Source organism: Kluyvera genomosp. 1 (assembly GCF_001266615.1).
GTDB classification, from domain to species: domain Bacteria; phylum Pseudomonadota; class Gammaproteobacteria; order Enterobacterales; family Enterobacteriaceae; genus Kluyvera; species Kluyvera cryocrescens_A.
In genome coordinates this window covers 41155-63954 of the sequence record NZ_LGHZ01000037.1, presented here as the reverse complement: position 1 = coordinate 63954, position 22800 = coordinate 41155, and the positions used below count along the sequence as shown (strand labels likewise).

At 53.5% G+C, this 22800-nt stretch carries 26 protein-coding genes; 4 read left to right on the top strand and 22 right to left on the bottom strand.

Features of this window, described 5'->3' with window-relative positions; translation table 11 throughout:
* Positions 1-21: 21 nt before the first annotated feature.
* From flgK to flgB, 10 genes are read right to left on the bottom strand one after another with little or no spacing between them, the layout of a single operon-like run.
* Entirely contained in the window at positions 22-1389 is a 1368-nt protein-coding gene (gene flgK, locus KP80_RS18300; RefSeq protein WP_052285055.1) for a flagellar hook-associated protein FlgK, read from the bottom strand.
* Complete coding sequence (locus KP80_RS18295) at positions 1376-1783, bottom strand: rod-binding protein (RefSeq protein WP_052285054.1); 408 nt, start codon at positions 1781-1783, stop codon at positions 1376-1378. Before KP80_RS18295 ends, flgK begins: the two co-directional genes overlap by 14 nt.
* Entirely contained in the window at positions 1783-2874 is a 1092-nt protein-coding gene (locus tag KP80_RS18290; RefSeq protein ID WP_052285053.1) for a flagellar basal body P-ring protein FlgI, read from the bottom strand. The genes KP80_RS18295 and KP80_RS18290 overlap by 1 nt, the downstream gene beginning before the upstream one ends.
* 11 nt (positions 2875-2885) lie before the next feature.
* Entirely contained in the window at positions 2886-3551 is a 666-nt protein-coding gene (gene flgH, locus KP80_RS18285) for a flagellar basal body L-ring protein FlgH (RefSeq protein ID WP_052285083.1), read from the bottom strand.
* 24 nt (positions 3552-3575) lie between these two features.
* Positions 3576-4361, bottom strand: coding sequence for a flagellar basal-body rod protein FlgG (flgG, locus tag KP80_RS18280; RefSeq protein WP_052285052.1), 786 nt, complete (start codon positions 4359-4361; stop codon positions 3576-3578).
* Positions 4362-4382: 21 nt separating this feature from the next.
* A complete protein-coding gene (locus KP80_RS18275; RefSeq protein WP_052285051.1) occupies positions 4383-5114 on the bottom strand; it encodes a flagellar basal body rod protein FlgF in 732 nt (243 codons plus the stop codon).
* The gene (flgE, locus tag KP80_RS18270) at positions 5114-6319 is read right to left on the bottom strand and encodes a flagellar hook protein FlgE (RefSeq protein ID WP_052285050.1); all 1206 of its coding nucleotides are present in this window, start codon (positions 6317-6319) and stop codon (positions 5114-5116) included. The genes KP80_RS18275 and flgE overlap by 1 nt, the downstream gene beginning before the upstream one ends.
* A gap of 36 nt (positions 6320-6355) precedes the next feature.
* A complete protein-coding gene (gene flgD, locus KP80_RS18265) occupies positions 6356-7030 on the bottom strand; it encodes a flagellar hook assembly protein FlgD (protein WP_052285049.1) in 675 nt (224 codons plus the stop codon).
* A gap of 2 nt (positions 7031-7032) precedes the next feature.
* Positions 7033-7458 carry a flagellar basal body rod protein FlgC gene (flgC, locus tag KP80_RS18260; protein WP_052285048.1) on the bottom strand — a complete coding sequence of 142 codons (426 nt, stop codon included), beginning with the start codon at positions 7456-7458 and terminating at the stop codon, positions 7033-7035.
* 22 nt (positions 7459-7480) lie between these two features.
* Positions 7481-7840, bottom strand: a complete 360-nt coding sequence (gene flgB / locus KP80_RS18255) for a flagellar basal body rod protein FlgB (protein ID WP_052285047.1) — start codon at positions 7838-7840, stop codon at positions 7481-7483.
* Positions 7841-7917: 77 nt separating this feature from the next.
* Between flgB and flgA the strand changes: the two genes are divergently transcribed.
* The 4 genes from flgA (at position 7918) to KP80_RS18235 (ending at position 10361) form a co-directional block, all read left to right on the top strand.
* Entirely contained in the window at positions 7918-8709 is a 792-nt protein-coding gene (gene flgA, locus KP80_RS18250; protein ID WP_072129162.1) for a flagellar basal body P-ring formation chaperone FlgA, read from the top strand.
* A gap of 131 nt (positions 8710-8840) precedes the next feature.
* On the top strand, positions 8841-9113 hold the full coding sequence (flgM, locus tag KP80_RS18245) for a flagellar biosynthesis anti-sigma factor FlgM (RefSeq protein WP_052285046.1): 273 nt from the start codon (positions 8841-8843) through the stop codon (positions 9111-9113).
* A 3-nt stretch (positions 9114-9116) separates the two neighbouring features.
* Positions 9117-9554 (top strand): flagellar protein FlgN, encoded by a 438-nt coding sequence (locus tag KP80_RS18240; protein WP_052285045.1) that lies wholly within the window; start codon positions 9117-9119, stop codon positions 9552-9554.
* 24 nt (positions 9555-9578) lie between these two features.
* Positions 9579-10361 (top strand): hypothetical protein, encoded by a 783-nt coding sequence (locus KP80_RS18235; RefSeq protein WP_052285044.1) that lies wholly within the window; start codon positions 9579-9581, stop codon positions 10359-10361.
* 40 nt (positions 10362-10401) lie between these two features.
* Here KP80_RS18235 and KP80_RS18230 read toward each other — a convergent pair whose 3' ends face one another.
* From KP80_RS18230 to KP80_RS18175, 12 genes are read right to left on the bottom strand one after another with little or no spacing between them, the layout of a single operon-like run.
* Complete coding sequence (locus KP80_RS18230) at positions 10402-11073, bottom strand: NTP transferase domain-containing protein (protein ID WP_072129161.1); 672 nt, start codon at positions 11071-11073, stop codon at positions 10402-10404.
* The gene (locus KP80_RS18225) at positions 11049-11657 is read right to left on the bottom strand and encodes an HAD family hydrolase (protein ID WP_052285042.1); all 609 of its coding nucleotides are present in this window, start codon (positions 11655-11657) and stop codon (positions 11049-11051) included. Before KP80_RS18225 ends, KP80_RS18230 begins: the two co-directional genes overlap by 25 nt.
* A complete protein-coding gene (locus tag KP80_RS18220; RefSeq protein ID WP_052285041.1) occupies positions 11654-13513 on the bottom strand; it encodes a methyltransferase domain-containing protein in 1860 nt (619 codons plus the stop codon). Before KP80_RS18220 ends, KP80_RS18225 begins: the two co-directional genes overlap by 4 nt.
* Positions 13514-13553: 40 nt before the next feature.
* The gene (locus tag KP80_RS18215) at positions 13554-14495 is read right to left on the bottom strand and encodes a hypothetical protein (protein WP_052285040.1); all 942 of its coding nucleotides are present in this window, start codon (positions 14493-14495) and stop codon (positions 13554-13556) included.
* Positions 14482-15945: a glycosyltransferase family 2 protein gene (locus KP80_RS18210; RefSeq protein WP_197276171.1), complete on the bottom strand. Its 1464-nt coding sequence runs from the start codon at positions 15943-15945 to the stop codon at positions 14482-14484. Before KP80_RS18210 ends, KP80_RS18215 begins: the two co-directional genes overlap by 14 nt.
* 5 nt (positions 15946-15950) lie before the next feature.
* Entirely contained in the window at positions 15951-16397 is a 447-nt protein-coding gene (gene fliJ, locus KP80_RS18205) for a flagellar export protein FliJ (RefSeq protein ID WP_052285039.1), read from the bottom strand.
* Between the two features lie 6 nt (positions 16398-16403).
* A complete protein-coding gene (gene fliI / locus KP80_RS18200) occupies positions 16404-17723 on the bottom strand; it encodes a flagellar protein export ATPase FliI (protein WP_052285038.1) in 1320 nt (439 codons plus the stop codon).
* Entirely contained in the window at positions 17716-18468 is a 753-nt protein-coding gene (gene fliH / locus KP80_RS18195; protein WP_052285037.1) for a flagellar assembly protein FliH, read from the bottom strand. Before fliH ends, fliI begins: the two co-directional genes overlap by 8 nt.
* Positions 18469-18471: 3 nt before the next feature.
* Positions 18472-19497, bottom strand: coding sequence for a flagellar motor switch protein FliG (locus KP80_RS18190; RefSeq protein ID WP_052285036.1), 1026 nt, complete (start codon positions 19495-19497; stop codon positions 18472-18474).
* Positions 19469-21160 (bottom strand): flagellar basal-body MS-ring/collar protein FliF, encoded by a 1692-nt coding sequence (fliF, locus tag KP80_RS18185; protein WP_052285035.1) that lies wholly within the window; start codon positions 21158-21160, stop codon positions 19469-19471. Before fliF ends, KP80_RS18190 begins: the two co-directional genes overlap by 29 nt.
* Before the next feature lie 10 nt (positions 21161-21170).
* On the bottom strand, positions 21171-21539 hold the full coding sequence (gene fliE / locus KP80_RS18180; RefSeq protein ID WP_052285034.1) for a flagellar hook-basal body complex protein FliE: 369 nt from the start codon (positions 21537-21539) through the stop codon (positions 21171-21173).
* Positions 21540-21558: 19 nt separating this feature from the next.
* Positions 21559-22587 carry a sigma-54 interaction domain-containing protein gene (locus KP80_RS18175; protein ID WP_052285033.1) on the bottom strand — a complete coding sequence of 343 codons (1029 nt, stop codon included), beginning with the start codon at positions 22585-22587 and terminating at the stop codon, positions 21559-21561.
* Positions 22588-22800 lie beyond the last annotated feature (213 nt).

The following is a 22800-nucleotide window of genomic DNA, read 5'->3' as shown; positions in this document are numbered from 1 at the left end:
CGTTAATGTCCCTAATAGCACTTAAAAGATGCTGAGAAGATCGTTGAAAATCTGATTACCAGCAGCGATAACCTTCATGTTGGAGGTATAGGCCTGCATATACACTTGCAGATTGATTGCCTCTTCATCCTGGTTGACTGCGCTCAGGTTATCGCGCTGGTTCTGCGCCTGTTCACTCACCGCCACCGCCGCTTCCATTTCGGTCTTGCTCTGCTTACTGGCAATACCAATCGTTGAGATAATCGCCGCGGCACCTTCGTTAAGGCTCATATTGCCCAAGCCCGGGATATTCGTTTTCTGGTTCTTCAGTTCGATCAGCGCTTTGAGGTTATCGCCATTGCCCGGCTCATTCGGATCGCCCGACAGCGCGAGCTCCTCGGGTGTAAGGTCGTTAACCTGCAGCATGCCGGCCGGGTTAGACAGGTCGAAGTTGAACAGCGGTTTCCCGGCGTTACCATTCAGGTCGTAGCCTTTTGCCAGCTGATCGTTAAACAGATTCGCCACCGCTTCGGCCATGCCCTGCACCGAGTCGCTCATCTGCTTCAGGGTACCAGTCTCATAATCGTACAGCGCGCCCAATTGCCCGCCCGCTGACGGGTTCAGGGAAAACTCGCTGGTTGAGAACTTCAGGGTCAGCGTCGAATTACCGTTTCCGTCGGTCCCGGTACTCAGCTGCCCGGCGGTTTTACCGCTCACCAGCGGCTGGCCGTTGCTCAGCGATACGGTATAACCGCTGCTGTCATCACTGATCTTCACATCGGCCATCGAACTCAGCTGCTTCACCAGCTCATCGCGCTGATCGCGCAGCACGCTGGCGTTGCCGCCGGTGGCTTCCATCTCAACAATTTTCTTGTTGTAGTCGGCAATCCCGCCGCTCAGGGTGTTGATCTGATCGACCATCGCCCCACGCTGGGTCGTAATGGAATCTTTCTGGCTCGAGATAAAGTCGTTCATGCTGTTGAAGCGGGTAGCCAACGTGTTGGCCTGATTCAACAACTGCTGGCGCAGCGCCGGCGATTCAGGCTGCTGCGTCAGGGCGCTCATCGCGCTGACAAAATCATCCAGACCGTTACCCAGGCTGGTTGAGTCAGTGCCAATCACCTTCTCCAGCGAGCTGAGATACTGGTTGCCCATGCTGTAATAGTTCGACTTGCTGTTGGTCTGCCAGACCTGATTGACCAGATACTGGCTGGAGATACGGCGAATACTATCGACCTGTACGCCGCTGCCGGGGGAGATCCCCGCTTCACCCATCGGCCCCACCGCGCTTTGGATAATGCCCTGACGACTATAGCCAGAGGTCAGGTAGTTGGCGGTATTCATCGACGTCACGTTCATGCCCAACTGGGCGGCCTGCAGACCACTGAAGGCAATATTAATCATACTCATGGCTTACTCCTGCCCTACGGGTCACGGGAACGACGGGCGTTTTAAGTTCTTGCGGTTGTCCCTGTAAAGCGGCCGCATCCGCCTCATTCTTAAGTGGCGTCGCCACCTGAGGTGACAGCTGATTGATGATCATCTGGGTAATGCCGGTGCTGCGCTGGGAGGCCAGCTGCGACGCCATCTTGTCATCATAGAAATCACGCATCATTCGCTGCTGTTTGCTGTTGAAAGGATTATCTTCCCCCAGCACATCAGCGGCTTTACGCATTTGCGAAAGCATGGAACGCAGCATCAGCGCTTCAAACTGCTCGGCAGCCTGCTCCAGGTTTTGCGCTTTGACCTGACCGGTGATATCGCCGGGCAGCACGGACGTTTGGCGGTTAATGGCGTTTAGCATTACATCACCACCAGTTCAGCATCGAGTGCGCCCGCTTCATGCAGCGCCTGCAGGATAGCCATGGTGTCGTCCGGCGCGGCGCCCAGGCTGTTAAGCGTATTCACGATACTGCGCAGGCTGGTCCCGGCGGCAATGGTCACCATTTGTCCACGACCACGATTGACGCTGACGTCACTCTCAGGCGTCACCACCGTCTGGCCCTGACCGAAGGCATTCGGCTGGCTGACGTTGGAGGATTCACGAATAGTCACGGTCAGATTGCCATGCGAAACCGCGGCGGCGCGGACAATCACGCCATCACCGATCACCACGGTACCGGTGCGCGCGTTAAACACCACGCGCGGCGGTTGTTTGGCGGCATTCACCTGAACATCTTCCAGCGCCGACATAAAGGCCACGCGGGCACCGGCGCCCATTGGCGCGCGCACCGCCACGTTGGTTGCGCTCTGTGCCGTTGCCGTGCCTGCGCCAAACGCATTGTTCAGCGCCAGCGCCACGCTGTTGGCGGTTTTAAAGCTCGGACGCTTGATATTCAGCATCACCATTGGCTCTTGCTGGAAATCGCTGGCAATCTCGCGTTCAACCGAGCCACCGTTTGGCACACGGCCGACGGTTGGCGTATTGATCGTCACGCTAGAGCCGCTGTTGCCTTCGGCCTTCACGCCGCCAACCACCACGTTGCCCTGCGCTAACGCGTAAACTTCGCCGTCGGCGCCGCGCAGCTGGGTCAGCAGCAACGTACCGCCGCGCAGGCTTTTCGCATCACCAATAGAAGACACGGTGACGTCAATGCTCTGACCGAGCGAGTAGCCCGGCGGCAGCGTCGCACTGATGGCCACGGCGGCCACGTTCTTCACTTTCGGGTCAATTTTTGCCGGCAGCTGTACGCCGAACTGGCGCAGCATATTGGTGACCGACTGGCTGGTGAATTTCACCTGATTTTTATCGCCGGTACCGTCAAGGCCGACGACCAGGCTATAGCCGATAAGTTGGTTACCACGAACACCCTGAATATCCACCACGTCACGTAATGGCTGCGCAATCGCGGTGGCGCAAAAGAGGCTCAGCAGCAACAGAATAGGTTTAAACATCTTGGCCTCCGTCAGATTGGGAACAGCGGATGGTTAAAGAAGCGCACCAGCCAACCGGCGGCATTCGCATCGCTCAGCGCACCGCGACCGGCATAAGAGATGCGGGCGTTAGCAATACGCTGCGACGAAATGGAGTTATCGCGCTCGATATCGTCGGCACGTACCAACCCCGTCACGCGCATATACTCATCGCCCTGATTGAGGGTGAGCCATTTTTCGCCGCGGATCGCCAGCACGCCATTAGGCAGCACTTTATAAACCGCCACGGTGATAGCGCCTCGTAGGCTGTTTTGCTGCTGCGACGTGGCACTGCCGTTGAAGTTGCGGCTACCATCGACCGTGCCCGAGAGCTTGTCGACCGAGTGGCCGAAGGCCTCCGGGATGCCCATCGACACATCGTTCTTCTTGCCGAAGTTTGTCCGCGCCTGCTTACTTGCCTGCGTCGATTCATCCAGCTTCACCGTCAGGATGTCACCGATACGGTAGGCGCGTCGGTCCTGGATCAGCGACCAGTTATAGCCGCTGTTGTAGACCCCACCGCCGCGCACCTTGGTGTCAGGCATGGAAAAATCTTCCGGCGGCGCGTACGCCGCGTCGTCCTTTTGCACCAGCAGTGCCGGGCTTTCACAGCCCGCCAGTGCCAGCACGAGCAAACCCATTGCTACCTGCTTTTTCATCGCTTTCACTTTACTGCCCTGCCATTACATCGACTGCGTGACAAACTTCAGCATGTCGTCTGCGGCAGAAACCATTTTGGCGTTCATTTCATAGGCACGTTGAACGGTGATCATATCGACCATCTCTTCAACAACCTGCACGTTGGATCCTTCCAGAGAACCCTGCTCCAGCTGGCCAAATGCCTCTTCACCCGGAACACCCTCTACCGCTTCACCGCTGGCCGCAGTTTCGAGATACAGGTTGCCACCGATGGCTTCCAGACCGGCCGGATTGACGAAGTTCACCAGCGTCAGCTGACCCAGCTCAACCGCATCCGCCTCACCTGCCACGGTGGCGGTGATGGTGCCGTCTTTACCAATCTGGATATCTTTGACGTTGTCCGGCAGCTCAATCTGTGGGATCAACGGCAGGCCCTGCGCATTGGTGAGCACGCCTTCCGGGGTTTTCTGCAGGTTACCCGCACGGGTATAGGCGATATCGCCGGTGGCGGTTTCCACCTGGAAGAAGCCCTGGCCGGAGATCGCCACGTCCAGGCTCTGCCCAGTGTTCTGGATGCTGCCGACGGTGAACTCTTTCTGGGTGCCGACAATCTTCACGCCGGTACCATACTGAATACCGGTTGGCGAGACGTTGTTCTGGTCAAGCTGGCCGCCCGGCGTGCGCTGATTCTGATAGAACAGATCGGCGAACATGGCGCGGTCACGTTTAAAACTGGTGGTGTTAACGTTCGCCAGGTTGTTGGAAATGGCGGTCATTTTGGCGTCCTGCGCCGCTAAGCCAGTTTTACTGATCCATAAAGCGGGATTCATCTGTGTTCCTTAATCGTATTATCAGGAGCCGCGAATCAAGCGGTTACCGGCGGTAGCAAGGTCTTCCGCCGCTTTCATCATCTTGATTTGTGCTTCGAACTGGCGGTTTAACGCAATGCTGGAGACCATCTCATTGATAGCCGACACGTTGGCCGACTCCAGATGCCCGGCCGCGACCGTGACGTCTTCATCACGTGGGTTGACCACGGCGTTGGTCACCAGATAGCCAGCTTCATTTTTACGTAGCTCATTGGCGGGAATGTTCACCAGCTTGACGCGGTCAACGTCCATCGGCGCGGCAATATCACCGTCGTCAGGCACAATGGTGATGACCCCGTCTTCACCAATCGCCACAGAGGAGAACGGCGGCAGTACGATTGGGCCGTTATCACCTTCGAGCGGCAGACCGTTCACCGACAGCTCACCTTCAGCGTTCACATCAATCTGCCCATTTCGGGTGTAGACCTCACGATTGCCGCTGCGCAGCGTAATCAGGCCATCGCCTTTGACGGCGATATCCAGGTCGCGCCCGGTTTCCCTCACCGCACCGGGTGCCATATTCACGCCACCCTGCGTCGGCTCGGCCAGATAACGGGAGGCATAGCCTTCCCCGTTAACCTGCTGGGTCAGCGCATTGTCGAGATCGCTGCGAAAACCTTCGGTGTTGACGTTCGCCAGGTTGTTGGCGTGGATCTCCTGTTGAGACAGGCTCCGCGACGCACCGCTGACGGCGGTAAAAATTAAACGATCCATTACACGGCCTGGAACAGCGCGTTCATCATGCTGTCATTGGTGCTGATCACTTTGGTATTCGCCTGGTAGTTACGCTGCGCGGTCATCAGGCCAACCAGCTCGGAGGTCAGGTCGACGTTCGAAGACTCCAGCGCCCCAGAGACGATAGAACCCAGCAGGCCGGTGCCCGGCGCCCCGGTCAGCGGCGCACCGGAGCTGGCGGTTTGCGCCCAGGTGGTGCCGTCCTGCGACTGCAGGCCGTTCGGGTTAGTGAAGTTCGCCAGCACCAGTTGGCCCTGCAGCAGACGTTCGCCGTTGGAGAAGGTGGCATAGACGCTGCCGTCTTCGTCGATGGCCTGGCCGGTACGTTCGCCGGAAGCATAGCCATCGCCTTTGTTTTTGCTGACGGAGAAGTCAGAACCGTACTGGGTGGTGTTGTTGTAGGTCAGCTTGATATCAATATTATCCGCACCTGGAATGGCGGCGGATAAATCAACTGCGCCGCTTGGATCGGTCAGAATGCCCTGACTGTTGAAAGTCATTTTCTGCACCTGATTCGCGCCATTGGCATCAGTGACTGGCTGGTCATCCATGTAGTAGTGAACTTCCCACTCATTCTCACCGGTTTTCACAAAGTACTGGTTCATGGTGTGTTCACGGCCCAGGGAATCATAAACCTGGGTGGTGTAGGAGTTGTTGTAGGTCGTGTTGTCTTTCGGGTCGAACGGGGACGTCGCCGGCACTTCCGCTCGCGCATCCAGGTTCGCCGTAAAGTCGATGCTCTCGGTCGCTTTTGCAGGAATAGAGCCGCTGCTGATGGTCAGGTTACCGATGGTACCCACCTGCAGCGTACCGTTGGCATCCACCGGATAGCCCTGCATATACATGCCCTGGTTGTTGATCAGGTTACCGTTGCTGTCGGTACCGAAGTAGCCCGCGCGGGTATAAGCCGTGGTGCCAGCGCTGTCGCGAACCATAAAGAAGCCGTTGCCGTTAATCGCCAAATCCAGCGCGGTACCGGTGGAAGCGATACTTCCCCCTTTGGTGATGCTCTGGGTAATACCGGTCACGCCCACACCCAGCGGCTGACTTTCTGCGTACAGCGCGGAGAACTCGGCGCGGCCAGACTTAAAGCCGACGGTGCCGGAGTTGGCAATGTTGTTAGAGATAGCGTTCAGCTGTTCGGTCACGGCGTTCAGGCCGGAAGTTGCAATACTAAAACTCATAAATCATTCCTGTTAAATGTAGAGACCTGATTCACTTCAGGCTTTGTTCTTTGAGGCAGAGCCAAACTGGGTAATGTTGTTATAGGCGATTTCGCCCAGGCCGTTGATATTCAGCACGGTAGAGCTGCCATCCAGCGGAATACGCACGTTGCTGACCACGCCACCCATTTCAATCGGCACGTTCTCTTCACCGGTGTCGGTCACCACGCTGAGGGTATATTTCCCTTCACTCAGGCCCAGTTCTTCCGGGTCAATGGTGAAGTCCACCTGGCCCGCTTCCTGTTTGCCCAACTCAATTTTGTGCTCAACGCCCGCAGAGTCTTTGACGATCACGGTGACCACGTTAGCGGCGTGATCCAGAGTAAGACGCCCATCCAGCGAGGTTTCGCCATCGCTTTGAATCGAATCGGCCTGCACCATCACGTGCTGCCCAACCAGATTGCCGGTGGTCAGCGTTTGCAGGTTGTCCATCAGCACGGAGCTGTTGGCCATCAGCTGAGACATGGTTTCCATCGACTGCACCTGCGTCAGCTGTGCCAGCTGGCTCACGTACTCCGTACCGTCCGTCGGGTTCAGCGGATCCTGGTTTTGGATCTGCGCGACCAGCAGCTGCATAAACATGGTGTTCATCCCAGAGGCCGTGCTATTACTCGCCACACCGCTGGTTGAGCTACCGTTGCGGCTGTCGGTATACGAGGTATCTACGTTCATGCTTACGCTTCTCCGAGTCGCAGCAGGCTTTGCTGCATGCTTTTAATACTGTTAAGAACTTCCACGTTGGTTTCGAAACCGCGTGAGGCCGACATCATGTCCGCCATCTCTTCCACCACGTTGACATCCGGGTAGTAAACGTAGCCGTCGTCACTGGCCATCGGGTTGTTCGGTTCATACCGCTGCACCGCGTTTCCGGTCTCAACCACGTCCATCACCTGAACGCGAGCGCCGGTCAGGGCACGGTCATTCATCAACTCATCGTTCTTATAAACCGCCGCAAATACCGGACGACGGGCTTTATAGGTGCCAGTTTCCGTTGCCGAAGCGGTTTCCGCGTTGGCGAGGTTACTGGCGATGGTGTTCAGACGAACGGTTTGCGCCGTCATCGCCGATCCTGAAACGCGGTAGATATCTGAAAAAGCCATATTCCGTGGTTACCTACGTCGATTACTTGCCTTCAATGGCCTGTTTCAGACCAGTGAACTTCATGTTTAAAAATGCCAGGCTCATCTGATAGTCCTGGGTGTTTTTCGCAAACTCGGCCTGCTCAACATTCAATGAAACGGTGTTGCCGTCCGAAGAAGGTTGGTAAGGCACGCGATACATTTCCTCCGGTGCCGACGGCATCGCTCCCATTGAAAAACTCGAACGTGAACGTTGCATCTCGGAGGCAAAATCAATATCTTTAGCCTGGAAGTTGGGGGTATCTACGTTCGCCAGGTTCGCTGACAGCAACTCTGCTCGGGAAAGTCGAAGTGCTACAGCCTGTGGATGAACGCCCAATGCTTTGTCAAAAGTAATACTCACAATTCACACCCTCGTGATGCTAAACCTGCATGATCTGCGAATTCTTATAGCAATATTCATGCCAAGGTTTTAATTACATGATTAATAACGATTTTTTGAATTTCCTTCATGCCAGGGTGAAACGGCATTTCCGCTTCCTCTTTGGCTTTTTCCTGCTTACGCTTTGCGGCACAGCGATGGTGTCCGCCAATACCTCAAGCCCAGCCAACGCCCGCAAGCAAATCCATGTCGCGGTTCAGCTACACGCGGCGGATATCATTCGCCAGGAAGCCAAACGCCGTCAGTGGCCCGATTATCAGGCGAAGATGAATCTGTTTATTCCTTCTGAGGCGTCGCAGTATGCTGTCTGCCACCAGGAGCCTGCCGTATCGATTCCCGGCAGCGATCGCCTTGATATCAATCGACTGCGTTTTGATGTCCGCTGCGAGGGCGCGAACGGTTGGGATATTTCGGTGACGGTAAAACCGGATATCTATCTGCCGGTAGTCGTAGCCAATAACACGCTTGAACGCGGTCAGGTCATTTCCGCCAGCAGCATTACGATTAAGAAAATCAACATCAGCAGTACCCGCGGCGAATACATCACCAAACCGGATGATGTGATGGGGATGACGGTAAAACGTCGCATCCGCGACAGACAGCCCATCACCACCAATCAGCTCGACTCCCCAACGCTGGTCGATCGTGGGCAGCGCGTGCTGATGATTGCCGAGCAAAACGGCGTTGAGGCCCGCACCATGGGTGAAGCCATGAAGAAAGGGCGTAAGGGCGAAATCATTAAAGTGAAAAATGAGAGCAGCGGGCGCATCGTGAGCGCTATCGTCGCGGATACCGGCGTGGTCAACATGGTGTATGCCAGTGGCCAGTAAAAATCTTTCATCGCCGTTTAAGTTGCCCCTCTCCCTGGCCGCTCTTTACTCACAAGGGCATAGGAAGTCGGTCTTCCGCATGGCAAGGTTCATACGCAACCACAACAAAATATGAGAACGAGGGCAAAGCGATGAAAGTAGCACCTACACAGTACAACCTGACGACGGCAATCAATAAAGCCAGCAGCGCGGAGCAAACCCGCACCGTGGCGCAGGAAGGAACCAGCATCACGCGCAGTGCCGCCATCGACCCGGTTCTGGGTGATGCACAAACGCAGCTGAGTACGCTGCCGGAAGTGGATATGGCGCGCGTCGCCGAAATGAAAGATGCAATCAGCAGCGGCAAAATTGCCGTAAACATAGACTCGCTAACTGATGCGATGCAGAAGTATTTCCAGAGGTAATATATGACTAACGCCACCCAGCGCGTTAAAACACTGATTCAGGACATGGCTGAAGATCGTCAACACTACCATGTCCTGACCACGCTGCTCGAAAAACAGCGCCATCATATCGTTGCCCGCGATGCGGTAGCGCTGGACGCACTCAACGTGCAGATTATGGCGCAGTACCAGTTGTTATCGCAAAGCAGCCAACAGCGCTACCAAATCCTGAATCAGCTGGGTATCGATGCCAATACTGAAGGTATGCAGGCGCTTATCGCTCGTCTGCCAGAAGTCCATCGCGCGTCGGTTTCCGCACTATGGCAAGGGCTGCAGCAGCAGGCTTTAGATTGCCAAACCGCTAACGAATACAACGGCGCGCTGCTGAGCATGCAGCAGGACATTCTGAATAATATGATGAATATTAGCGAGCCTGAGAACTGGTTGTATCAGCAGGGGTAACATCGTCGTGATAGAAATACAGTTATGATAGAGCGTGTTTTCAAAGCCCAGCCAGGTCTGGAAATCCATTATCGTCTGCAAACGCCTAAGTATGATTGCCAGCATCTTTTAATCGTTATGTCAGGTTTTAACCTTCCTGACCCTACAATTTATGACTTTGATATGCTTGCGCATTGCCGTTCCACAATCGTGTGGATCAAAGATGACTTCAATGGTCTTCCAGCCTACTACCTTTGTAATAATATGAAATTTGATATTGAGAAAGGTGTTAGTACGCTTATCGATGCCATTATCGATACGGTAAAACCCAAATACACCTCAATATTAGGCGCATCCAAAGGCGGGAGTGCATCACTCTATTATGGCATCAAACATAAAATCGAAAATATTATTTCATGCGTGCCTCAATTTAGGATTGGAAGTTATGTTTCCAGCGGTCACTGGGAACCTGTCGGACGCAACATGATGGGGAAATCCAGCCCTGAAAAGGTATTTATACTCGACCATTATCTTCCTGGAATAATAAAACATGACAAAACAACAAATAGAAACATATACTTGTTTACCTCCCCTCAGGACCAACAGTTTGTTAACGAAGTTGAACCACACCTGGCATTATTCAGTAAATACTCCGGTTTCAACCTCATTGAAACCTGTTCGCCATTAGTTACGGAACATACCCGGGTCACTCCATACAACATAAATCTCGTGTTATCCCTTATCTATCAATTTGAGGATGGGATTGCACCAAAATGGGGAAATATTAAAAACGGAAGTCAATGGACGGAAATGAATAAGCAGGGTTAAAACCTGCTTATTCGTATGAATTGGATTAAAAAGCAGTGAGCTAGGAACCCGCAGCGTAGAAACTATCTTGTGCAATACTTGATCGCATAGCTTGTTCCATATCCCCCTTAGTATCTATCTCAAAAGAAATAATTTCTCTGGCCGTTAATGGAAGGTACTGTGTCAATTGCTGGAAAACCGAATCACCTGCTGATATCAGTAATCCAGGATGAATAAAGCACAGGTTAGCCCATTCATAGTCTGTTTTATTCTCACGGCTAAAGTTGATGACGCAATGATTATCCAGTGAAACACAAACGGCATCATGGGTTTTTGTTTTGGTGATCCCGATAATATTGTCCTGATGACTAGCGGCGCAGAAGTTCTTAAACTGCATAAAACTATCTGGGTCGAAGATAATATCTGCATCCATAAATAGACAGTTTTCGTTAATGCCCTGGCCGCCCAACCAATAGCTGGTCAGGGTTGAGGTGGACAGGTATTCAGGATTACGGACGAAAGTGACATCACGACGATAACGAAGTACCGTCTCCATCACCTCTTGCTCCTGAAAGCCGACGACAATGCGAACATCTTCGACATCTTCCAGCAGCTTAAGTAGATAGGCGATAAGCGGTTTATGATTAATTTCGAGCAGGCACTTTGTCCTGCCTAATCCCAACCGACTGCCTACTCCTGCTGCAGCAATTACAGCGTGTTTAACAGACGACACAGCGCATCCTCTTCATAAATAATAAAATTCGACTTCGCAATTAATGCTGGGCTCGGCTGGTGAGTTAATCCAATGGCAACGGCCTGGTCTGCAGTTTCAAACATGGGGTAATCATTCAATCCATCGCCAAAAACGACAATCTTTCTATCTGCATGCTGTTTACGTAACGCATTAATAGCGCTAGATTTCCTGAGAATATAATCCAAAGACAAGAGCGTTCCATTACGCTCCTGTACGCGGGAGGAAAAATAGCGGCAGCCGATTTTCTGCATTAATGGCTGTATCCACACATCCAAATTTCCCGTTACAATAAAGCAACGGTCGCGATGCGAAGTAATAAAATCAACGGCCTTATCAAATAGCGCTGCACCACAAATAATATCCTGTACGACTTTCACAGGGACATGTTTAAGAATGGCAAAACGCAAGCGCAGTGACTCTTCAAAACTGATTGCGCCATCAATGGTGAGTTTCGTCAGCACATCGAACTCATGCTCAAGCCCCACCTCATTGGCAATCAGCGGCAATAGTTCGCGTCGGGTAAGCGTGCCATCAAGGTCGAAGCAAAATATACTTTCTGTCATTTTGATTTATATATTAAATAATGTTGCTGAGTTTCTTTTCGATTATTGAAGTCTTGCGGATACATGGGGCCCATTTCAAGTAACTGCAAAGACAGAACATCGCTACAGCCATCAACAAAAGACTGTAACTCATCCGCCGTACGATAAATCGCGTTATATTGTGCCTTCAATTCTTCTGACCAATGCGATTTCAGTGTTAAACGTTGTTCCATCGCCAACGGTTCTCGAATGAAGATAACCGTTCCTGGTTCAATGATCGCAGCGAGTTTCTTAAATAATGTGAAAACTTCTTCATTGTTGAGATACAACAACACCCCAGAAATAATGACATGAGTAAAGGGACGACCTGATGAAGCCATCAACTCGGGTGTCAGGTCATACGCATTTTTCACATGGAATGCGCTACGGGGATCCCGACTATATTTTTCTTCTGCGATAGCGATTAACGCTGGCGAGAAATCGATTCCAGTATAGAGAACGCCTTCGGGCTGCAACGCTTCGTACCAGCGACCGTTACCACAACCTATATCCAGTACGTTAGCATCGGAAAATAGGTGTAATTTCGGTGTAATGAGGGCTTTCTCATGCACATCGCGCTGTGTAGCGAGCTCAACCGATTGATACATCGTCATAGTCAGCGGGTGGCTATTTTCTTTCTGCGTAGCTCGGGACTCGAAGAAATCCAATACCGCACTCTCGTTAATCGTCACATCCTGATTGCCAAACAGGCGAGTCTTTTTGGCAATTTTAGCGGCAAAATGATTAACAAGAATCTGGCGAATTTCTTGTGCTGCGCTGACCGGAGGAATATAGAAATTATCTCGCAACGCAGCAAGGCGCTTACTTTTTTTCGGGTCCTCTCCAGCCAGTAGCATCTGGACGAAGTTATCAATGTCCTGCTCACTGTGCGCAACGTAATAGCTTTGGTGCACAAAACTGGCACTTTTATTCAACCCAAAGCATCCTTCGTGCGTCAGGTATAAAATCGGTTTCTGCGTGGGCAAATATTCCAAAAGGAATGAACCTGCATCCGTCAGCAGGGCGTCGGCACGTGTGAATGATTCATCATAAGAGGAGTCAAAATCCAGCGTAATATTGTTACTGGCTTTCGCATACTCAATAAGACGGGAAAACTTCTCAACCGCTGTGCCACCAAAGGCTTTCAGCCGCCCAATAAACAGAGGGTGCGGGCGAACAATCAACATCACCGGATAGGTCAGCGCAATATACAACATGGTGTCGCAGTATAGGTTAAACGTCGACCAGCCCTTAGCATCCCCCTCCTGGAAATGCGGTGTCCATAGCAGTACTTTACGTTCTTCCTTAACTGGATTTACCCACTGGCTCACGCGATCAAATTTTGGGTGTCCTGTCACGTGCACATGCTTATTGCCCGCCTGACAGTATTGTTTATAAAAACGCTTATGCTGTGCCGAGCGTACAAATATCCATTGTGCAAAATTATGACATTCCATGTTGTACTGGAAAGTCAGGTTAGTTTCCCCTTCACCCACGTCCAGGCCGTAGGGAATATAGGCATATTTAATATGTTGTGCTTTCAGGGCACGGCAGGAAAAACGTTCGGGACGCGTGAAATCATAAGGGTTCTGGATAAACACCATGTCTGGCTTATCAGCGATATAGTCATAATCTTCATGCCAGACCCAGGATATTTCCTGAGCATCCAGGAAAGCCCTGGCCTCTGCATTTTCATGATCCAGGATGCCACTATGGTGGAAAGGTAATAGCACCAATCGGCAGATAAAATTATCATCCTGCTCCAATGCCGCCAGTACGGAGGCATAGTTTGACCAACCGGGTGCCCACTGGAATAAAAAATCGACCTTTATTTTCACGCACAAACTCCTGGCAACATCATGAATCCTGGTTAAACCCTTACAGCAACGACAACCCGCTCAGCAGGCTATAATCCGACGTATTCTCCGCCTCAGCAGCAAACGGGTTCTGCTGCTGCCAGCCGCGCAGTGCGCTGACCAACATGGCCACATCATCCTGGGTTAATTCACCCAGCTCAGCGCGAATCGCGCACAGCATTTTGATCTGGAAGAACTGGCGAGTCAGACCCAGCAGCGCCTCACCGTAGTTGGTGCAGTTCACGCCAGGAAAAATGTCGCTATACAGCTGATAAATCAGAATGTTGCGCAGCGTATGCGGCTGTTCGTTAAACAGTGCAATACCGGACCACACCGATTCCAGCGTCTGTAAGCGCTCTGCCAGGCGGGGCGCCTGCATGATTGAAAGCTCGCTCAGCTTCAACGCCAGACCCATTTTCTCCACCATCGGCAAATTCAGGTTCAGGCGCATCGCACCCATCTCTTTTAATGCCGCAATACGGTTCTCAACAATCGGCGGCAGCATGGCGAACTGTTGTTCCAGAACGCCCTGCTCGGCGAGTGCGGCCAGCTGTTCGGTCATGGAGATCAGCAAATTAGGATCGGTCTCACCGTTATCCCAATGCTGTTGTGCTTTGCTCAGCAGAATGCCGATGGCGTAAAGGCTGACCTCAAGCGGCAATGACGGATGAACCGCCAGATTAATGCACTGCTGATTGAGCACTTCGCTCCAGACCGGCAGCAGTTCTTCGCTCTGCGGTGCGGCCTGCTCAATATGCAGAATGAACGCCTCAGGGTTGAACAGCATCTCTTTGGCTGCCGTTTCACAGCCAATATCCAGGCTCTCACGCTGCTGGTTTTTCATCTTCACGCTAATGTGCGGCCAGGCTTGCTCTGCACTCTGGCACGCCGGGCAGGTACACGGGGTTTCACGCGCATCGAAGCGAGTAACAAATTCAGGTTGGTAATGTTCAATCAGTTCCATTTTTAGTCTCTTTAGCCGCCTCGGGTTCACGATGTTGACGGAAAAACCAGTGCGTGCAGTCGATAAGTTCACCGCTAGTCGGGTGAGGATAGTGCTGTAAGAAGGCAAAGCTCGGGCTAAAGCCCAACCACAGCGCCGCGCTTTGGCGCATCAGTGCCGCCCAGCAGCGGTCAAGGCTGACGTCCTGTTCACTGGCCTGCCGGTAGGCATCCAGCAGCACGTCGTAATAGCTGGCGTTCACCGCATAGGCACACGCACATCCGGCGTTATAAATACGCGCTACGCCTTGTAGGGCCTGAGTTGGCGTAAAGTTTTCATAGCGTCCACCTAACAGCAACATCTGCCAGCCAACCTGATCCAGACCGTTGAGTAGCTTGTTGATGTTGTTGACCACGTTCTCTTTTTTGACAAAGCTCAGCGTTGAATCGAGCAGCAGCACGTTCTTCCAGCCCTGCGCCTTGGCCTGTTCCACCACCAGAGAATGCGTACGCAATTCCGCCGCTTGGGCGGAGTCGGCCTGGGCGATGGCCACCGGCCAGATTTGCCCGGCTTCCACACCCAGCGCCAGCAGCGCTTCGCACCGCTCGGGTAGCGACTCTTCACGCCGGGGGTCATAAATGACGGCGATTTTTTCAAATACTGACCAATTCACCTGGACGCTGAGCGGCGCATGGCTCAAGCGGCGATAGTACGCCAGCAGGTTGGCATCGCTAACGAAGTCCTCCAGCGTCAAATCCACCGCCGTGGAGCTGTCGAGAATGAAATCTTTGTCGTAAGTGTTGCTGCTGTGCGAAATGCACAAAATGGTCTGCTTCGGGTCAATCTGCTGCACCGGCGTGGTGAAATCCTTCAGGAATCCCACTTCTTCCGCCTTTGTCGCACTGTCTTCATAGCGATGTTTTTTCAGCAGGTTGCGGTGATAGCCAAAAGTCCCATTCAGCGCATGGCGCTCACCAAACGGATGGGTCAGGTAAATTTTATCCAGATGGCTATACCAGATATAAATCTGGTCGCTGCCGGAGAACAGGGCGTTGTTCACCTGCATCTCAGCCACCTGATGGGAGATTTTATTCGGCGCGTAGTAGTCATCATCATCAAAGCAGATGATGTATTCACCGGTCGCCAGTTCGTTGAGCATGTTGCGCTTTTGCCCCAGCACCAATCGCTCTGGGCTATGGATATAGCGCACATTCGGCGTTACAGAGTCGCTCATCATGGCAACCAGATCGGCGTTACTGACCGGTGAATCGTCGAGGATAATCAGCTCGCGCTTATCCGCCGGGTAGTCCTGGTACTGCCAGATATAGAGCAGATAAGGGAGAAACTCACGGCGGTTATAGGTCGGGCAAACCACGCTGACAAACGGCGTCGGCAAAGGCTGCGCGCGCTTCTGGCGTTCTAGCAGCGCCGACATCAGTGAGGGCTGGGTTTTCTTGCGGGTCGTTTTCATAACATCTATCGTTGGCGTGCACTAGCCAGCTGCTGGCGCAGCCAGCATTGGGCAGAAACAGAATCGGTCATCTTTTGCTCCCGGCGATTGATCTCCATTCGGCGGTCGCTACGTTTGGCATCCAGCACCAGCTCAAGGCTTTTCTCGCGCTTGGCTTCGGCTAGCAAGTTGCCCTGGATTTTTTTCTCTTCCAGGCTGGCCAACGCCTGTTCTTGTTTCTGCCAATTAATAACGCGTTGAATATTCTGCTTATATTTTGACTGATTGATCATCATCACCGCATTGTCGGCCGTCTGCGTGGCCAGACCCGACGCCAGTGACGTCAGCGCATCAATGTTCTTTTCAAAACGCTGGCAGACCTGCTTTTGCGAGGCCAGCTTCAGGCTGAGATCGTCCACTGCGCGGGTGCGCATCAGATGAAGCTGTTCGAGTGTAGAGATGAGTTTGCTCATGGTGCATTACCCTGCTTGCGCTAACGTTCGCAGATCGTTAATGGTTGAATCAATCAACGCCGCGTCCTGAACTTCCTGTTGTAAGAACTGCGTAATGGCCGGCGAGAGACGCACGGCTTTATCCGCCAGCGGATCGGCACCCGCAACATAGCCACCCAGTGGGATCAGCGGCTTAATACTTTGGTATTCGGCATACAGCTGCTTTAAGGTTCGCGCCGCCAGCTGGTGTTCGCGAGCCGTCACCTGGCTCATACAGCGGCTGATCGACTGGCCGATATCAATCGCCGGATAGTGCCCGGCTTCCGCCAGATGGCGTGACAACACGATATGGCCATCAAGTACCGCACGCGCGCAGTCGACAATCGGGTCCTGCTGGTCGTCACCTTCCGCCAGTACGGTATAAATCGCCGTCATCGAGCCTTTGCTTTCGCTGTTGCCCGCGCTTTCAACCAACCGAGGGATCATGCTGAACGCCGAAGGTGGATAGCCTTTCGTCGCTGGCGGTTCGCCCAGCGAGAGCGCGATTTCACGCTGCGCCATGGCGTAACGCGTTAGCGAATCCACCAGCAACAGAACGTCTTTACCTTTATCGCGGTAGTAGCTGGCGATGGTGTGGCACAGCTCGGTGGCCTTAATACGCATCAGCGGCGATTCATCCGCTGGCGCGGCAACAATTACCGATTTCGCCAGCCCCGCTTCCTGCAATGAGTTTTCAATAAACTCTTTCACTTCGCGGCCACGTTCGCCAATGAGCCCGACCACTACCACTTCGGCCTGGGTGTAACGAGTGATCATTCCCAGCAGCACGCTTTTACCCACGCCGCTACCGGCCATCAGACCAACACGCTGGCCTTTGCCGATGGTCAGCAGGCCGTTAATGGCACGCACGCCGACGTCCAGCGGTGCTTCAACGGGTTGACGCTTAAGGGGATGCACCTGCGGCAGCTGCTGCGGGAGTAATGTGTCGCCGCCAAGCTTACCTTTGTCGTCAAGCGGTTCGCCGAGGCCGTTCACCACGCGCCCCAGCCACTGATCGCCAATCATCACGCCTTCGCTTTTCCCAGCCGGGAAAACGCGGGCACCGGCAATCAGCCCGGATGGCTGTTTGAATGGCATTAGGTAGGTGACTTCACGGTCAAAGCCCACCACCTGCGCTTCCATCATCTCTTGTTCGATACTTTCGACGTGACATAGCTGGCCAATCGCCAGACGGCAGCCCACGCACTCCAGCAAAATGCCGTTCACCCGCACCAGACGCCCGGCGACGCGCGCCAGATCAATCTGTTCGATGGAGCGCAACGCCTGCTCGAAGTCGAGATTACTCATGCATATCTTCCGGCAGCAGGTTGTCTTTCAGTACCGAGACGCACTGGTCCAGGCGATGTTGGCAACCGACATCCATCTCGGTGGTGTCAGTCACCACTCGGCATTCACCCAGTTCCAGAGAAGGATCGGCCGCCAGCCCCCATTCACGGGCTTTTTCCGGCTCGGCTTCGCTGATGCGGCGGAACTCTTCGCTATTCAACAATACGCGGATCTGTTCCGGCGGCTGCGGCAGGCTGGTTAACGCTTCTTCTACCAGTGCCAGCAGCTGCGTTGGGTGTAGCGACAGCTCACAGCGGATCACCTGGCGGGTCACTTTCTCCACCAGTTGCAAAAGCTCTTCACGGCGGCGCTGCTCGTAGCTTTCAAGAAAACGCTGCACGTTCGCGGTGACGCGCTCAAATGGCTCCGCGGCGTCGAGAAACTGCTGACGCGCCTGCTGTTTGCCTTCGGCGAGCCCCTTGCGCATTCCATCTTCAAAGCCAAGGCGCGCACCTTCCTGGTAGCCTTCTTCTTTGCCTTCTTCCATCCCCTGCGCGAAGCCCTGGTTTACGCCTTCGCTAAACCCTTCCTGCAGTTGCTTTTGATACTCAGCCGGGTCCGGCGCTGCCATTGCATCGTCTTCAACCGGCTCATGGGATGCCGCCCAGCGTTTACGTAACGGAGGAAATTTATGCAGCCGCGGTTTTACCACGCCCTGGCGACGAGAAGTCAGCCTATCCAGCGGTATACTCCGTTTCTTAAACATGGCTTATTCCACCGTCTGCTCAGCGAACAGCTGCACCTGAATCTCACCTTCTTCTACCAGCTGGCGTAAGGTCTGCATGATCTCTTTACGCACCTGTTCAATACGGCTCACCGGCAGCGGCCCCAGACGCGTAGTGGTACTTTGCAGCAGAGTGACCTGGCGCTTTGGCATCACGTCAAAAATCGCCTGTCGCAGCACCGGCTCGGTGCCTTTGAGCGCAATCGCCCATTCGTCAATAGGGATTTCATCCATCAGACGCTGGAGCGTGAGCGGCGTCTGGCGGCTTAAGATAAAGAATTCGTACATCTCGTCCTGCAGCTCATCTACCACGCCTTCATCACGTTCGCGCAGCTGATCCAGCAGCTCCTGCTGATTGCTCGGAATACGGTTGACGATATTAGCGGCGTGCTTAATGCCCACCACTTTGGAGCCATGTTCGGAAAGCACGGCGATGCCGCGATCGATCAGGCGATCCAGCTCGTCAATCACGTCGCGATTGATGTCATCGAGGCGCGCAACGCGATAGATGATTTCATCCTGGCGCTCACCCGGCAGTACGCTCAGTACGCTGGCGGCAATATCCGGCGGCAGGAAGGCCAGGAACACGGCCTGAAGCTGTAAATGTTCTTGATCGATCAGCGCCGCCAGCTGCGGCGTATCCACCCACTGCAGACGGGCCATGCGATAGCGAATTTCATCGCCATAAATTCCGTTAATGACGCTGCGGGCAATTTCGCCGCCGAGCGCTTTTTCCAGGATGCTGCGCAAATAGGAGCGCGATGCACCGTTGATGCCGCTCTGCTCGCTGTAGTCGGAGAAGAAGTTGTTCATCGCCTGACGCGCCTGGTTCACCTTGACGTCATGTAAACGCGCCATGGTTTCACTCAGCAGCACCACCTCTTCACGGTTGAGCTTCTGCATCACCTGTGCCGCGGCCTGGTCGCCCACGCTCAGCAGCAAAATCGCTGCCTGCTCCAGACGGCTGCGGCCACCGGATTGATTAGTCCTGCTTGCGGTTGCTTCGGTCATTGCTGTTAATCCATTGTTTCAGAACTTCTGCTACACGTTCAGTTTCGTTTTGGGCCAGAACCTGGAGGTACTCCACTTTGGTTTCCAGACCCGAACTCTGCGGTGGCAGCATGTCGTCATTAGTGTTGAAGCCGATATTCGGCAGCGCAGACAGCGTTTCTTCCTTCTCGGTCGTCGCGTCAGTCAGCAGATCTTGTTCTTGCTGGTCGGCATCGTTGACCACGCGTTCACGGCGGCCAAAGCGTTGTGCCAGCGGGCGGACACCAAACAGCAGCGTGAGCAGTGCTAACAGGCCAATGCCGCCGTTTTGCCCCCAGTACTGCATATCCGGATCTTTCCACCACTGCTGCGGCAGAATTCCATCATTCACTGGGACACTGAATGCCAGCACATCAAGGGTTAACGCATCGCCACGCTGCTTATCAATGCCAGCGGCGCTTTCAACCAAACGGGTAATAGAGGCCAGTTGTTCTGGGGTAATGTTGGCAAGCGCAGGCGCGGTTTGATTCAGCGCCACGGCCACGTTCAGTTTCTCCAGCTTGTAACCGGGGTGACGGATATGGCGGATATCGCGGTCAAACGCATATTTACGCTGGGACTGGCTGCGGCTAGTGAGCGCCCGCGGGTCGCTGGTTGCATTGTCGGCCGCGGCGGCCTGTGGATTTGCTGCAGGGGCACCCGCCGCTTGCGCAGCCGCCGCCTGTGGGTTCTGATTCACCGGGCGGTTACTCAGCGAGCCCGGAATACCAAATGCCATTTCATTGGTGGTATTTTCCTGGCTCAGCTGTTCATCGCTCACCAGCGGATCTTTACCCAGACGTTCCTGCGTCTCTTCCACGCGGCTTAAATCGACGGCCGGCGCGACGCTGATACGATAATTACCCGCACCGACCAAAGAGGTCAGCAGAGTGGAGATATTTTTGTTGGTATCTTCGCGGATACGCTGCATCACGTCTTCGCCCAGACGCTTGCCCGCCATCGTGCCATCGGGCCCGGCAACGCCGTCGGATAACAGATTTCCCGTCTGATCGACAACGCGAACGCTACTGGCGTTCATCCCTGGCACCGATCCGGAGACCAGTTGCACAATCGATGCCACCTGCTGCTCATCAAGCTGTTTGCCGTAGCGCAGCTGCAGCACCACGGAGGCGCTGCTGTTCGGTTTGTTGGTCAGGACAAAGGAGCTGGATTCGCTCAACCCCAAGTGCACGCGCGCGTGCTCTACCGGATTTAGCGCCATGATGCTTTTTGCCAACTCACCTTCCAGGCTGCGCTTATAGCGCACGTTCTGGATGAACTGACTGCTGCCCAGCATCTCTTCTTTGTCCATCAGCTCGTAGCCGTCCGGCGTCGCTGCGGTGATGCCTTTCGCCGCTAGCGCCATACGCGCCTGCGACAATTTGCTTTCGGTCACCAGCACCTGGCCGTTGTCCGGGTTGATACGATAAGCGATATTTTCCGCGCCCAGGACTTCAACCACCTGAGACACCGGAATGCTTTCCTGCGCGCCATACAGCGCCACATATCCCTGATTGCCTTTCCACAGAGAGGCAATAATCGCCAGCGCCAATACCGTACCGCCAATAATGGCCAGTAGCTTTGGATTGATAACGCCAGCGGGCATCGGGAGGGCGGGGAGACGATCTTTGATTTTGTTTAACACGGTACAGACCTTACAGCGAAATATTCATCACTTCGTCCAGCGCGCTATTGAGCTTATTGCGCACCTGCATCATGGCCGAAAAAGCCACGCTGGCTTTCTGGCTCTCAATCATCGCGCCGGCTAAATCGTCACTCTGACCCATCTCAATAGCGGTCTGCTTTGCCCCCGCGCTGTGCTGCAACGCATCGACATTGTCGATAGCGTTATTCAACACGCGGGAGAAAGAGACTGAATCCGTCGCGCTAAACGCACTGTTTGCAGGTGCTATGGTTTGTGAGGCGTTAACCGAGCCGGCAGAGGCCAATGAGGCCGTCTGCTGCATACGGTTGAGCATCGCCTGTTGCGCGGTGTTCATACCTGCGGCTGCTATTTTGTCCATTTAGTCTTCCTTCCTGGCCTCAGGAATAACATTCGATATCAATGCCTTCATCGCGCATTGACGCAAGGCGGTAACGCAGTGCACGCGGAGTAATGCCTAAGAATTCCGCGGTCTTGGATTTGTTGCCTTTATGGCGTTTTAACAGGTCAATAATGTACTGGTATTCCGCCAGACGACCGTGCAGCTTGACATCGCGGATTGCCTGGCTGGCATCCTGTTCACGATAAGCCGGCATGACGCCGACCACCGGGCTTTCCGGCAAAGGAACACGGGCAATCAGACCAAAGTCGGCGGCTTTAATTTCGTCACCGTTTCCGAGGATCATGCCCCGCTGGATAACGTTCTCCAGCTCACGCACATTACCCGGCCAGTCATAGCCAAGCAGTGCGTTACGGGCATCATCGCTCAGGCGAACATCGCCCTTATGGAATGAGCGGTATTTGGCGATGAAACGCTGGACTAAAGGCAAAATATCTTGCTTGCGCTCACGCAGCGGTGTGATGTGAATCGGCACCACGGAAATACGGTAGAACAGATCCTGACGGAATCGTCCTTCAGCAATTTCCTGCTGCAAGTCTTTATTAGTCGAAGCGATCAGTCGGATATCTAGAGGGATGCGTTTATGACTGCCCAAACGCTCAACTTCCTGCTCTTGTAATACGCGTAATAGTTTTGCCTGCAATGCTAAAGGCATATCGCCAATTTCATCTAATAGTAGCGTTCCGCCATTTGCCTGCTCAAATTTACCGGCTACGCTGGCTACCGCACCGGTAAATGCGCCTTTCTCATAACCAAATAAAATCGCTTCCAGCATACTTTCTGGAATAGCCGCACAGTTCACCCCAACATACGGGGCGTCGCTACCACAGGCGTGCTCATGGATATATTTGGCAACGCATTCCTTTCCGGTTCCCGTTTCACCAGTAACCAATACTGAAACATTATATTTAGCAACGCGGCGGGCCAATGAGATCACGCCCACGCTGGCAGGGGAGACGGCTACAAAGCCATCACCATTACGGTCTTCACGTTCAATGATAATGTTCATTTTGGAGTACCAGTAAAAAAGACTAAAAAGAAAATACGCTACATCTTTATTAACCAGGTAATAAAAAAGCACCTTCTACATGGAGGATTAAAGGCGTTTTTATAATGTTAATAAAAATTAAAGACTCTGATATCGACACGGGAAATTCTGTTTCCGTGAAAATATGACGCCTAGTATACCCAGCGAACAATAATTGTCTCATTTTTAATGGAT

What these genes read in the sequence shown, in the direction of transcription:
- flgK (WP_052285055.1), bottom strand. Translation starts at nt 1,389, where the DNA reads ATGAGTATGATTAATATTGCCTTCAGTGGTCTGCAGGCCGCCCAGTTG.
- KP80_RS18295 (WP_052285054.1), bottom strand. Translation starts at nt 1,783, where the DNA reads ATGCTAAACGCCATTAACCGCCAAACGTCCGTGCTGCCCGGCGATATC.
- KP80_RS18290 (WP_052285053.1), bottom strand. Translation starts at nt 2,874, where the DNA reads ATGTTTAAACCTATTCTGTTGCTGCTGAGCCTCTTTTGCGCCACCGCG.
- flgH (WP_052285083.1), bottom strand. Translation starts at nt 3,551, where the DNA reads ATGAAAAAGCAGGTAGCAATGGGTTTGCTCGTGCTGGCACTGGCGGGC.
- flgG (WP_052285052.1), bottom strand. Translation starts at nt 4,361, where the DNA reads ATGAATCCCGCTTTATGGATCAGTAAAACTGGCTTAGCGGCGCAGGAC.
- KP80_RS18275 (WP_052285051.1), bottom strand. Translation starts at nt 5,114, where the DNA reads ATGGATCGTTTAATTTTTACCGCCGTCAGCGGTGCGTCGCGGAGCCTG.
- flgE (WP_052285050.1), bottom strand. Translation starts at nt 6,319, where the DNA reads ATGAGTTTTAGTATTGCAACTTCCGGCCTGAACGCCGTGACCGAACAG.
- flgD (WP_052285049.1), bottom strand. Translation starts at nt 7,030, where the DNA reads ATGAACGTAGATACCTCGTATACCGACAGCCGCAACGGTAGCTCAACC.
- flgC (WP_052285048.1), bottom strand. Translation starts at nt 7,458, where the DNA reads ATGGCTTTTTCAGATATCTACCGCGTTTCAGGATCGGCGATGACGGCG.
- flgA (WP_072129162.1), top strand. Translation starts at nt 7,918, where the DNA reads ATGATTAATAACGATTTTTTGAATTTCCTTCATGCCAGGGTGAAACGG.
- flgM (WP_052285046.1), top strand. Translation starts at nt 8,841, where the DNA reads ATGAAAGTAGCACCTACACAGTACAACCTGACGACGGCAATCAATAAA.
- KP80_RS18240 (WP_052285045.1), top strand. Translation starts at nt 9,117, where the DNA reads ATGACTAACGCCACCCAGCGCGTTAAAACACTGATTCAGGACATGGCT.
- KP80_RS18235 (WP_052285044.1), top strand. Translation starts at nt 9,579, where the DNA reads ATGATAGAGCGTGTTTTCAAAGCCCAGCCAGGTCTGGAAATCCATTAT.
- KP80_RS18225 (WP_052285042.1), bottom strand. Translation starts at nt 11,657, where the DNA reads ATGACAGAAAGTATATTTTGCTTCGACCTTGATGGCACGCTTACCCGA.
- KP80_RS18215 (WP_052285040.1), bottom strand. Translation starts at nt 14,495, where the DNA reads ATGGAACTGATTGAACATTACCAACCTGAATTTGTTACTCGCTTCGAT.
- KP80_RS18210 (WP_197276171.1), bottom strand. Translation starts at nt 15,945, where the DNA reads ATGAAAACGACCCGCAAGAAAACCCAGCCCTCACTGATGTCGGCGCTG.
- fliJ (WP_052285039.1), bottom strand. Translation starts at nt 16,397, where the DNA reads ATGAGCAAACTCATCTCTACACTCGAACAGCTTCATCTGATGCGCACC.
- fliI (WP_052285038.1), bottom strand. Translation starts at nt 17,723, where the DNA reads ATGAGTAATCTCGACTTCGAGCAGGCGTTGCGCTCCATCGAACAGATT.
- fliH (WP_052285037.1), bottom strand. Translation starts at nt 18,468, where the DNA reads ATGTTTAAGAAACGGAGTATACCGCTGGATAGGCTGACTTCTCGTCGC.
- KP80_RS18190 (WP_052285036.1), bottom strand. Translation starts at nt 19,497, where the DNA reads ATGACCGAAGCAACCGCAAGCAGGACTAATCAATCCGGTGGCCGCAGC.
- fliE (WP_052285034.1), bottom strand. Translation starts at nt 21,539, where the DNA reads ATGGACAAAATAGCAGCCGCAGGTATGAACACCGCGCAACAGGCGATG.
- KP80_RS18175 (WP_052285033.1), bottom strand. Translation starts at nt 22,587, where the DNA reads ATGAACATTATCATTGAACGTGAAGACCGTAATGGTGATGGCTTTGTA.